The organism is Sphingobium ummariense RL-3, from assembly GCF_000447205.1.
GTDB lineage: Bacteria > Pseudomonadota > Alphaproteobacteria > Sphingomonadales > Sphingomonadaceae > Sphingobium > Sphingobium ummariense.
The window spans coordinates 1-10,907 of record NZ_AUWY01000066.1; the positions used below are offsets into that span (position 1 = coordinate 1).

A 10,907-nucleotide genomic window follows, 5' to 3' on the forward strand; every position below is an offset into this window, starting at 1 on the left:
CTCCAAAGAAATCTGGGTGGTCGGGGCGGATCGCTATCGCAATCCCGATGACGATCTTCCCAAGGACTTCGAGATCAGGCGAGATGCGTACTATTCCGGCCTCAGCCTGACGCCAGATGCGCAGGCGTTTTGCGCCTCGATCCGGGAGGAGCTTGAACGGGAACTGTTGCTCCTCAATGCCAATATTCCACAAAACGACAAGGTCCGGCTCCTGTGGCGCGGCGACAACCGGATATCGATTACACCGTTCAAGCCCTTGCCCGAACCGAAGGGTCTCGCTTCGATCAAAAGCGAGATCGGTCAGCGCTGGCCGATGACCGGACTGCTGGACGTGTTGAAAGAGGCTGCTCTGGACACGGGATTGATGGATGCTTTCGAAACGTCGGCCTCGCGGGTTACCCTGTCGAAAGCAGCCTTGGCTCAGCGTCTTTTGCTGTGTCTCTATGGCTTGGGCACGAACGCCGGGCTCAAGCGGGTCGCTGGCGCAACACCCGATGTCAGTTACGAGGAATTGCTGCATGTCCATCGCCGTTTCATCCACGCGCCAGCGCTGAGGGAGGCGTGCGCGCGGGTAGCAAACGCGACACTGGCAATCCGCAATGCCGCAGTATGGGGAGATGCGGGCACGGCATGCGCGTCCGATTCAACGAAGTTCGGCGCGTGGGACCGCAACCTGATGACGGAATGGCACGCCCGCTATGGCGGCCGTGGCGTCATGATCTACTGGCATGTGGAGAAGCGCGCGACCTGCGTTTATTCCCAGCTCAAGCGGTGCTCTTCCTCGGAGGTCGCCTCCATGATCGAAGGCGTGCTACGCCATTGCACCGACATGGAAATCCAGCGCCAGTACGTCGATAGCCACGGCCAGAGCGCAGTCGGCTTTGCGTTCTGCCGACTCCTTGGATTTGAGCTTGCCCCGCGGCTGAAAGCAGTGGCACGCCAGAAACTGGCCCTTCCCCAAGCCGGCATGCGCACGCGGCTTTCCAATTTACTGCCGATCCTCTCCAGCCCGATCGACTGGGACGAGATCGAGCAACAATATGACGAAATGGTCAAATATGCCGCTGCCATGCAATCGCGCACCGCCGATCCGGAAGCGATCCTGCTCCGGTTTGCCAGAGCCGAAGTGATGCACCCGACCTACAAGGCGCTGAGTGAACTCGGCCGCGCGGTCAAAACAATCTTCCTATGCCGGTATTTGCGTCAGGAGGCATTCCGCCGCGAGATCCACGAAGGGCTGAATGTGGTTGAGAACTGGAACGGCGCTAATGGTTTCGTGTTCTTCGGCAAGGGCGGCGAGATCGCCACCAACCGCATCCATGAGCAGGAAATCTCCGTTCTGGCGCTACACCTCCTGCAAGCGTCGCTGGTGTATGTGAACACCCGCATGCTTCAGACCGTACTGGTTGAGCCGAAGTGGGCGGGGCGGATGACGCCGGAAGATTATCGTGGTCTCACGCCGTTGATCTACAGTCATGTGAACCCTTATGGCCGCTTCGACCTCGACCTGAACGACCGGATTGATTTTGGACGGCTTGCAGCGTGAGGCGGCTGATCGGCCTATAACATTTGGGTACACCCCAGAGTGATAGGGCCGAGTGACACCATTCGTCTGTCACAAAAGGGTGGGTTTGCGCTCAATGTGACGATACACTGCAAGAGCCACCCTAATGTGACGGATTTTGCACTTGGCTCGTATCGGATATGCCCGCGTCAGCACCACGGACCAGGATCTGGATATCCAGATTGGCCGCCTCAAGAATGCAGGTTGCGAAATTATCCGTTCCGAGACCGGATCGGGGGCCTCGCGGAGCGGGCGCACGGAACTGGAAACGATCATGCAGTTTATGCACACCGGCGACGAGCTGGTCGTGCTGCGGCTCGACCGGCTCGGCCGCTCCACGCGCGATGTCCTGAACCTGGTGCATGAGCTTGATGAAAAGGGAGCTTCGCTGCGCATCCTTGAGCCAGAGGTGACGACGGCGGGCGACATGGGGCGAATGGTCATCACCATACTCGGCATGGTCGCCGATATGGAGCTGAAGTTCATCAAGGATCGTCAGCGCGCCGGGATCGAAGCGGCGCGCGCCGAAGGCGTTTACAAAGGCCGGAAGAAGAACGTCGATGACGATGAAATCCGCCGTCGCCTTGCCGCCGGCGCCAGCAAGGCCCGCGTTGCCCGCGACCTGAAGGTCTCACGAATGACCGTCTATCGGGCGCTCGACATTATTCCGTCACAGACCAAACTGCCGGAAAAGCCGCCCACTGCCAGCATCGCCCTGCATCTGATTATCGAGAACTTCAACAAGCGTGGAAGAGGTAGAAAACCCGCTCGGGAGCGGATTGAGGCGATGCTGGAACGCGACTACGCCATGGTAAAAAACGGCAATTGTGATTACAAACTGACCGTCGCCTATGACCCCGATCCGGATGGCATTTCCCTTGATGAGGAAATCCAAAGCCTCCTCTCCGAGATGTTCAACATCGCAGAGAGCTACAATTGCTCCATGGAAGCCGATATCTACGAGGTCGGTGGTCAGCAACGGTCCTGGTAGAATCAATCAAGCGTTCAGTGTTCGTTCTTCAACCTGGCCAAAATCGCAGCTTCGGGCCGACTGGGCCTATATGTGACTACGCAGATCGGTTATGCACGGGTGTCCAAAGCGGATGGCAGCCAGGTCCATGATCTCCAGCGCGATGCGCTAATCGCGGCCGGCATCGATCCCGACCACATTTATGAGGACGCTGCTTCTGGCCGGCTCGACAAGAGACCGGGGCTGGACGCCTGTCTGAAAGCGCTACGCCGCGACGACACGCTCGTGATCTGGAAGCTAGACCGGCTCGGCCGCGATCTGCGTCACCTCGTCAACACAGTCGGCGACCTGACCAGGCGTGGCATCGGCCTCAAGGTGCTGGCGGGTGAAGGCGCGTCGATCGACACCACCACTGCTAATGGTCGGCTGATCTTCGCGATTTTCGCCGGCCTTGCCGAGTTCGAGCGTGAGCTGATCGTCGAGCGTACCCGTGCCGGCCTCGTCTCAGCCCGCGTGCGCGGGCGGCATGGGGGACGCCCTTTTAAAATGACGCCCGCCAAGCTGCGCCTCGCCCAAGCCGCGATGGGGAAGCCAGAGACAAAAGTCGCCGAATTATGCGCCGAGTTGGGCATCACCCGGCAGACACTCTACCGACATGTCACGCCGAAAGGGGAAATCCGGGCGGACGGACAGAAGCTTCTCGCTCGAAAGGCGCGATCACTGGATAAGTCATGACGATTTTGAACAATCTCGCCTTCATCTTTATTGGAGGGGAGCATCAGGTCCTGCATCTCGCTCCAGTCGCTGCCGAACTCAGCCTGAGTCATCCGGATATCACAGTCTGCTGCATTTGCGCCGACGATCGTACTGCCGCCGCCCTGGGCGCGGTGGGCGCGGCGATGAAAGCCAGCGCGATGACCGTGACGCAGATCGCCTGGCCTTGGGCAGGCAGGATCGCAGCGCGCGTGACGGGCATCCGCTCGGCGGCGAAAGGCCCCTTGCTGGCGCGGATCCGATGGCTAGCCCGCAATTCTGAGGCCATCATCGTCCCGGAGCGAACCTCGGCTGCCTTGCGGTGGCTGGGATGGCGGCGTCCACTGGTGCATTTCCGCCACGGCGCCGGTGATCGCGCGCCATCTTCCGAAGCGAGGCTGAAAGCCTTCGACGCCATTTTCGTGCCCGGACAGAAGGACATCGAGCGAGCCGTCGCGCAGGGCCTGGACCGGAAGCGGCTCTCGGCCATTGGCTATGTGAAGATGGACTATCTGCAGGCCTTGCCAGCTGGGCCACGATTGTTCGATAATCATCGCCCGACCGTCTTGTACAATCCCCATTTCGATCCCGCGCTATCTTCGATCGGCATCGCTCGCGATGTCATCGCCCGCTTCCGCGAACAGGAGCGATATAACCTAGTCTTCGCTCCCCACGTCCGCGCGTTCGAGAACCTGGATCGGGCAGCACGGGCGCAATGGCTTGAACTTGCCGTGCCGGGGCACATCGCCGTCGATCTGGATTCTCCCCGGCTCTTCGACATGACCTATTCGAGGTCGGCCGACCTCTATCTGGGCGACATGTCGAGCCAGCTTTACGAATTTATCGCCACGCCTCGACCGGTCGCTTTCATCAATGCCCATGACGTAAGCTGGCAGGACGATCCACGCTATGCCGGTTGGCATCTGGGAGAGGTCGCATCAGGTGCCGACGATGTTCTCGCCGCAGTCGATCGGGCGTTCGAACGGCATTCCGGCATGATCCAGAGGCAGACAGAGGCGGTGGCGTTCGCGTTCGGCCGTTACGATGGCGCGATCAAACGGGCTTCACACTTACTGCTCCACACCCTGAAAGCCCTCTGAACAAGCGTTAGCGTACGTTTTTGTCCATCCTCTCACCGCCCCCCTCTGCCCACGCAAATAAACGACACGCCGGCGCACGCCGGCACGACAGGGCAGGGGCAAGGCCCCTGCCTCACGCGAGGATCGTCACGCTTATGCGCCAAGACCGCTTGCGGGCTTGGTCGGAGCGGTCACGCGGAGATAGAGCCGTGCCCGAAGGGTCGCGCCCGATATTGCCTTTTAATGTCCATATGACAGCGTAACGATAGCGTTATGATATACAGATGATTGATTTCTACTCGCCTTGTCGCCGGCTCATCGCTTCGCCAGTGGCGGACTAGAGCCATCTAGAAAAACATCCCATAGGATGTTATATTAAGCGCGATGCAAAGAGTCGTATTAGATACCTCGGTTATCGCCACGGCGCTGCGGAGCCAAACGGGAGCGAGCTTCGCCCTACTGCGCGCCGTCGAGTATGGCCGCTTGAAGATACTCGCCACGCCGTCGCTGTTCCTCGAATATGAGGACGTACTGAAACGACCGGAGCAGCGGCAAGTGTCGGGGCTGACGTTGGAGGCCGTGGACGAACTGCTTGGCGAGCTGGCGGCGCTGATCGAGCCGGTGGAGGTGCATTTGCTGTGGCGGCCGCAACTACGCGACCCCGACGACGAAATGGTGTTGGAAGCAGCGATTAACGGGCGGGCCGATGCGCTTGTGACTTATAATATCCGCGATTTCCGGGGCGCAGCCCCGCGCTTCGGAATCCGGTTGATGCAGCCCGCCGATCTGTTGAAGGAGTTATGACAATGAGCAAGGCGACCTACCCGCTCAAGCTGCCAACCTCGATCAAGGCGGCAGCGGCGCGACTGGCAAAGGAAGATGGCGTTAGCCTCAATCAATGGATCGCAACGGCGGTCGCGCAGAAAATTGGCGCGGTCGAGACGGCGGCCGAGTTCTTCACGCGCCGCGCGAAGGGCCACACCGGCAGCGGCCTGGGCCGTATTCTCGACAAGGTGCCTAATCGGCCGCCCGAAGCCGGCGACGAATTGCCGGAAGGCTGGACGCTCGATCGCCTGCGCCAGTAATCCGGCATGAGGGCCATCTTCATCCGGCACGGCGAAAGCACCGGCAACGCCGGCGTGCCGTGTCACGATCTGGCGACGATCGAGCTGACGGAGCGCGGCCAGGAACAGGCCCGCGCGGTCGCGGCGAGCTGGACGGAAGCGCCCGCGCTTATCGTCACGTCGCCCTATACCCGCACCCGGCAGACGGCCGCGCCGACGATCGCGCGCTTTCCCGGCGTGCCGGTGGAGACGTGGCCGATCGAAGAATTTACCTATCTCCAACCCTCCCGATGGAACGGCACGCGCAGCGCCGAAAGGATGCCGCACCTCGAACGCTATTGGAGCGCGGCCGATCCTGATTATTGCGACGGGGAAGGGGCGGAGAGCTTCGGCACGCTGCTACGGCGCTGCGAGGCCGCGCTGGCGCGTCTCGCCGCCATGCCTGCTGACTCGCTGGCCTATGTGTTCGGGCATGGGCAATTCATCCAGGCTGCACGCGCAATCGTCGCCGACGCTCATATGGATGACCGGGCCAAGATGCGCGCGTTCTGGCGCAAGGGGGAGCCGCCCGCGATCGGCAACGCGCAGCGGGTGGGGTTTCATTGGCAGGGCGACCGCTGGGCCTGTGGGCCAGCGGTCGCCGCCTAGATCAACACCCGCTCCACCTCGTCCAGCGTCACGTCATCAGGCCGTCGATCGTAGAGCTGGGTGGTGCGCGTCGAGCTGTGGTTCGCCATCGTCGCGGCCGTCTCCAACGTGCCGCCATTCTTCAAATAGGTGGTGATCCCGGTCGCGCGGAAACTGTGATTGCCGATCGCCGTGCCGATCTCGGCCGCCGCCGCGCGCCGCCGCACCATCGCGAAGGCATTGGCTTGGGGCAGGGGGGTATCGCTTAGTCGCTTAGTGCCGCGCGCGATGGTGCGGAACAGCGGCCCTTTGCGGTCCTCGCGCAAACCGCACCCGTCGATATATTCGACCAGATAATGCTCAAGATTGTGATGGCAGGGCATTTCATGGCGCTTGCCACCCTTTTCGTGCAGCCGCACCCATAGGCGGCGGTTCTGCACGAACACGTCCTCGACGCGCATGGAGAGCGCGGCACCAATCCGGGCGAAGCTATAGACCATGAGGCCGATCAGGGCACGGTCGCGCAGGCCGGCATGGGTGGTCACGTCAATGCTGTCGAGCAACCGCCGCGCCTCGTCGGGGGCCAGCACCGGCGTCTTGCCGCGCCGCTGGCTATGCGCCGGTCCGCGCACCGACGCGGCGGGGTTCGCCGGCACCACCTGACCCATCACCAGCCAATCGAACAGGCTCCGCACGCCGGCGAGCTGCTGCTTGACGCTGGGCGGGGCCAGTTCGCCCCCCTGCGCCTCGACCCAGGCCGCGACATGAAGCGGCTGCACGCCGGCGAGCGAGGCGACGCCGCGCGCCTCACACCAGGCGAGGAAGTCGCCCGCTGCGCGCGCATAAGCGCGCCGCGTGTGGGGGTTGCGGATGGTGACGGCGAAGAACTCAAGGAAGCGCCGCCGCGTGTCATCGTCGGCCGTCGCGATCAACGCCGGCAGCGCCAGTGCCGGCGACGATACGGGCGAGGGCAGGGGGGCGAGCTGGTTCATCGCGCGATCTTCTCCCATCGTGCCGGATCGGGGCGAGGCTCGGCAAGCAAGCGATCGATTCTGGCGCAAGCCTCATCATGCGGAATCCCCGGCCTCGGATCGTCAATGCGGGCCTGCAATATCCGGCGCAGCAGCTCGTCCTGTAGGTCGCGGTGTGGCTCCATTTCGATGAAGTTCTGGACGATCAGGAACACCGCCTCGGAAGGGTCGGCGAACCTACCCCGCTCGACCTGCGCCAGCAGCCAATCGGCCATGCTGCCGGGTAGATACGCCTCGAAGCGCAAGCCGCCCGCGCGGGCCTGCTCGCGCAGCGCCTTGGCCTGGGCGCGCTCGGCGGGGTTGTCGTCGGGCAACTCGTCGTCGGTCATAGGACTCCCTTTTGGTCGTGGATCTCCGGCACGTTTAAACGCTCTCGGCAGGGTCGCCGCGATAGCGCACCCAAAGGTCGTGCATCGCGTCGCGATAGCCCCATGCGTCGGCGTAGGTGGTCGGCTCCTGCGCCAGATAGGCCATGATGGTCAGCATATCCTCGGCGATCACGGCATCGAGGTTGCACAAGTGGATGATCGGGAAATGGCCGCACTCGTCGCCGTTCCACCACGCCAGCAGGAAATCCGCGACCTTGCCCGATGCGCCGGTTTCGGCCGCGCGCGTGGGCGGCATGGCGATGGGGAGCAAGCGGCCGATCGCCGCGCCGGCCTCATCGAAGCTCACGGCCCTGATGACGGGACGGCGTTGCGGGGGTGTGGGCGCTGCGCCGGTCATCGCACCGTTTCCAATCGCCGGCCCCGAAGGGGTGACTACACGAAAGTGACGTATCTGCACGGAAAGGGCGAACGGATAGCGAACGTCACGCGGCAAGTAGGGAGTTGACGGCGCGCAGCGGTCGCAAGGCGTCCGGATCGGGTTGATCTTCAACATTCCAGCTATAGTCACCGGTCAGCGAGATATGCTCCCAGCCCAATGGCGCGATGTGGCGTGCGATTTCGTCGGCTGTGCCGATGTCCGCCAGCGCCATTTCGAGATAGCGAGTGTTCCACAAGATGATGGCGGCGACGAGCAGGTTGAGGCCGGAGGCGCGATAGGTCTGGTTCTCGAACCGACGATCGCGCAGTTCGCCGAGCTGGTTGAAGAAGAGCGCGCGGGCGAGCGCGTTGCGGGCTTCGCCTTTGTTGAGGCCCGCCTGGGTGCGCCGGCGCAGGTCGATGTCGCGCAGCCAGTCGAGCATGAAAATGGAGCGTTCGAGGCGGCCCAGCTCGCGTAGTGCGAGGGCCAGTCCGTTCTGTCGCGGATAGGCGGACAAGCGGCGCAGCATTGCCGAAGCAGTGACGGTGCCGGTGCGGATCGACGTGGCGAACCGCAGCAGTTCGTCCCAATGCGCCGCGACATGACCCAATGCGATCGGTTCGGCCGTCATGCCGGCAAGCAAGGGGCCGGATTCTTGGCCGGGAAGGAGGTGTAAACGACGCTCCTTGATGTCGCGCAGGCGCGGCGCGAAGCGGTAGCCGAAGAAGGGCATGAGGCCGAACACATGGTCCGATGCCCCGCCCGTATCGGTGTAGTGCTCCTCGATCGTCAGGCCGGTCTGGTGATACAGCAAGCCATCCAGCACATAGGGCGCTTCGCCAGCGGTCGCCGCGATCACCCGACTTGCGAAGGGGTCATATCGATCCGAGACATGGGTGTAGAAGGCAACGCCTGGTTCGTTGCCGCTGCGCGCGTTGATGTCGCCGATCGCGGCCCCACGGCCCCCGGCATGAAATTGCTGTCCGTCGCTCGACGAAGTGGTGCCGTCTCCCCACAGCGCGGCGAGCGGCATGGCGCGATGGGCGTCGATCAGCCTTCCCAACGCTTCGCCATAGGCGGCTTCGCTGATGTGCCAGTCGTGAAGATGGGCGAGCTGACGCAGACTTGCGCCCCGGCAGGTTTCCGCCATGCGTGTGAGGCCGAGATTGATGCCATCGGCGAGGATGACCGTGAGCAGCGCATTGCGATCGTCGGCTTCCCGGCCCGAACGACGATGGATGAAGCATTCGCTGAACCCGGTCCAGGCATCGACCTCCAGCAGAAGATCGGTGATCTTCACGCGCGGCAGTCGATCATAGGCGGCGCGACGGGCAATCTCGGTGGCGGGCGGTGTTGCCGCCTTCAGCGGCGAGATGATGAGACCGTTTTCGTCAAGCTTAACCTGGGGCAGCTCCCCTTGCCGTGCAAGGACCGTTACCTGCTTGATCGCCGTGTCGAGCCTGGTGCGCCGTTCCTCGATATGGCGCTCGAAATCCGTTTCGATGGCGAGCGGCAACGGCCCCTTCTCGCGCAGCGCCGCAAAGGTCGCCGGCGGTATGAGATAGCTGTCGAAATCGCGAAACTGCCGGCTTCCCGCGACCCATATATCCCCGGCTCGCAACCGCTCGCGTAGTTGCGACAAGGCGCATAGTTCATAAGCGGCACGATCAACGATGCCATCCCGCAGGACGAACGGGCGCCATGCGGGCGGCACAAAGCGTAGCGGCACGCGATCAGGCAAGCGCCGTTTGCCGGTCCGATATAGCTCCGCGCTGATGGCCAGCGCTGACAGGAGCCCCTGAACCGCGCCGGCGCCGCGAAACTCGAAGGCGTTGAGAAAAGCGCCGACAAAGAGCTTCACCGTCCGATGCCGCTCGATCAATTCGGCGGTGCGATCGACGGTTTCCGGTCGCCCGAGCACTTCGGCCTGCTCGACGGCCACGGCGAAGTGCTGCCAGTCCAGCGCCTCGATCTGCGCCAGAGAATCCACGCCCTTGCTGCGCGCGTCGATGAGGAGGCGGCAAGACCCCGTGAGCGTCCGGAGGTGGCCTTGCAACTCGCGCACCGTCTTGAGGGCTTTGTCGCGGGTCCGGTTCTCGGCGCGGCGCGCCATGCTGCCCAACAGCTTGTCGAACATCGTCAGGGTGGCGTCGGTCAGGCTTTCCTCAAGCCGGATGCCGGTTGCCGCCAGCGTCGCATGGCGGCGCAGGGCATTGAGTTCGCCAAGGTGCTGGGGTGTGATGCGGCTGCCTTCGTCCGCCAGCCTGTCAAAAGTCAAAGCCGGGATCATGTCGGCACGGGCGCGATCGAGGCCCAGCGCGCGGATATAGGCGAGCCGTTCGATCAGGCGCAGGATGTTGCGCGCTGCCGGCGATTGTGGCGCATTGCGCATCCAGGATAGCCATGTCGCGACCTGCCCCGGTCGTCGGGCCAGCAAATCGTCCAGGCCCTGAAGGGTGTCAGGCAGCAGGCCATTCGTGAGCACTTCATAGGTAAGCTGTTCGGCTTGCTGGCGCGCCCGCCGCAGCACCGCTTCGAGAATCGACGGAGAAGGCAGGAGGATCTGCAGGCGCCGGAGTTCATCGACGATGACGTCTGCCATCTGGCCGGGGTGTATGATGGTCTGCGCGATTGGGACCGAGAAGGCGACAACTTCACGGAAAGCGTTGCGGTCAAAAATCCTGAACCCGTGCGATCGTCGGATTTCGACGAGATGCTCGCGACGGGTCTGGTCCCGATGGGCATAATCCGCGAAGGCTGCCGGCGCGACGCCGAGTTGCTGCGCCACATAGGCGAGCACAGGAGCGGGCGGGACTTCGCCCGCTTCCAGCGCACGGCCAGGCCATCTCATATATAGCATGAGCATCGCATAGCCGAGCCGGGTGGCATCGCCGCGACGGCGGCCGACAATTTCCAGGTCGTCGCTGGTCAGCGTATAATGACGCGCGATCTCGCGCTCATCGAGCGGCGCGCCATAATGCCTCGCCCAGATTTCCAGGCTCACCAGTCGCCGTCTCGCCAAGCATCATCTCCTTCGCTTTGCGTGTCCGTCAGACGGTCCTCTGGCGGCCA

General features: G+C 63.0%; 11 protein-coding genes. 7 read left to right on the forward strand and 4 right to left on the reverse strand.

Annotation, left to right across the window (positions count from 1 at the left end; all coding sequences use genetic code 11):
- From M529_RS33300 to M529_RS33330, 7 genes are all read left to right on the forward strand, one after another.
- Nucleotides 1-1,546 (forward strand): Tn3 family transposase (locus M529_RS33300; RefSeq protein WP_021317590.1); only part of this gene is annotated, 1,546 nt, incomplete at its 5' end.
- A gap of 142 nt (nucleotides 1,547-1,688) precedes the next feature.
- On the forward strand, nucleotides 1,689-2,555 hold the full coding sequence (locus M529_RS33305; protein WP_006953933.1) for a recombinase family protein: 867 nt from the start codon (nucleotides 1,689-1,691) through the stop codon (nucleotides 2,553-2,555).
- Between the two features lie 72 nt (nucleotides 2,556-2,627).
- The gene (locus M529_RS33310) at nucleotides 2,628-3,269 is read left to right on the forward strand and encodes a recombinase family protein (protein WP_021317591.1); all 642 of its coding nucleotides are present in this window, start codon (nucleotides 2,628-2,630) and stop codon (nucleotides 3,267-3,269) included.
- Nucleotides 3,266-4,387 carry a hypothetical protein gene (locus M529_RS33315; RefSeq protein WP_021317592.1) on the forward strand — a complete coding sequence of 374 codons (1,122 nt, stop codon included), beginning with the start codon at nucleotides 3,266-3,268 and terminating at the stop codon, nucleotides 4,385-4,387. Before M529_RS33310 ends, M529_RS33315 begins: the two co-directional genes overlap by 4 nt.
- A gap of 363 nt (nucleotides 4,388-4,750) precedes the next feature.
- Nucleotides 4,751-5,170: a putative toxin-antitoxin system toxin component, PIN family gene (locus M529_RS33320; RefSeq protein ID WP_020817758.1), complete on the forward strand. Its 420-nt coding sequence runs from the start codon at nucleotides 4,751-4,753 to the stop codon at nucleotides 5,168-5,170.
- A gap of 2 nt (nucleotides 5,171-5,172) precedes the next feature.
- Nucleotides 5,173-5,451, forward strand: a complete 279-nt coding sequence (locus M529_RS33325; protein WP_020817757.1) for a toxin-antitoxin system HicB family antitoxin — start codon at nucleotides 5,173-5,175, stop codon at nucleotides 5,449-5,451.
- Between the two features lie 6 nt (nucleotides 5,452-5,457).
- Nucleotides 5,458-6,078, forward strand: coding sequence for a histidine phosphatase family protein (locus M529_RS33330; protein WP_015063474.1), 621 nt, complete (start codon nucleotides 5,458-5,460; stop codon nucleotides 6,076-6,078).
- Here M529_RS33330 and M529_RS33335 read toward each other — a convergent pair.
- The 4 genes from M529_RS33335 to M529_RS33350 form a co-directional block, all read right to left on the reverse strand.
- Complete coding sequence (locus M529_RS33335; protein WP_021317593.1) at nucleotides 6,075-7,049, reverse strand: tyrosine-type recombinase/integrase; 975 nt, start codon at nucleotides 7,047-7,049, stop codon at nucleotides 6,075-6,077. The two genes, M529_RS33330 and M529_RS33335, sit on opposite strands and share 4 nt — an antisense overlap.
- The gene (locus M529_RS33340) at nucleotides 7,046-7,417 is read right to left on the reverse strand and encodes a hypothetical protein (protein WP_021317594.1); all 372 of its coding nucleotides are present in this window, start codon (nucleotides 7,415-7,417) and stop codon (nucleotides 7,046-7,048) included. The genes M529_RS33335 and M529_RS33340 overlap by 4 nt, the downstream gene beginning before the upstream one ends.
- A 34-nt stretch (nucleotides 7,418-7,451) precedes the next feature.
- A complete protein-coding gene (locus tag M529_RS33345) occupies nucleotides 7,452-7,814 on the reverse strand; it encodes a DUF7673 family protein (RefSeq protein ID WP_021317595.1) in 363 nt (120 codons plus the stop codon).
- A gap of 85 nt (nucleotides 7,815-7,899) precedes the next feature.
- Nucleotides 7,900-10,857 (reverse strand): Tn3 family transposase, encoded by a 2,958-nt coding sequence (locus M529_RS33350; protein ID WP_031294302.1) that lies wholly within the window; start codon nucleotides 10,855-10,857, stop codon nucleotides 7,900-7,902.
- Between the last annotated feature and the right edge of the window lie 50 nt (nucleotides 10,858-10,907).

Excerpts from the sequence above, each read along its gene's own strand:
- M529_RS33315 (WP_021317592.1), top strand. The coding sequence starts at position 3,266 with ATGACGATTTTGAACAATCTCGCCTTCATCTTTATTGGAGGGGAGCAT.
- M529_RS33335 (WP_021317593.1), bottom strand. The coding sequence starts at position 7,049 with ATGAACCAGCTCGCCCCCCTGCCCTCGCCCGTATCGTCGCCGGCACTG.
- M529_RS33330 (WP_015063474.1), top strand. The coding sequence starts at position 5,458 with ATGAGGGCCATCTTCATCCGGCACGGCGAAAGCACCGGCAACGCCGGC.
- M529_RS33345 (WP_021317595.1), bottom strand. The coding sequence starts at position 7,814 with ATGACCGGCGCAGCGCCCACACCCCCGCAACGCCGTCCCGTCATCAGG.
- M529_RS33340 (WP_021317594.1), bottom strand. The coding sequence starts at position 7,417 with ATGACCGACGACGAGTTGCCCGACGACAACCCCGCCGAGCGCGCCCAG.
- M529_RS33325 (WP_020817757.1), top strand. The coding sequence starts at position 5,173 with ATGAGCAAGGCGACCTACCCGCTCAAGCTGCCAACCTCGATCAAGGCG.
- M529_RS33320 (WP_020817758.1), top strand. The coding sequence starts at position 4,751 with ATGCAAAGAGTCGTATTAGATACCTCGGTTATCGCCACGGCGCTGCGG.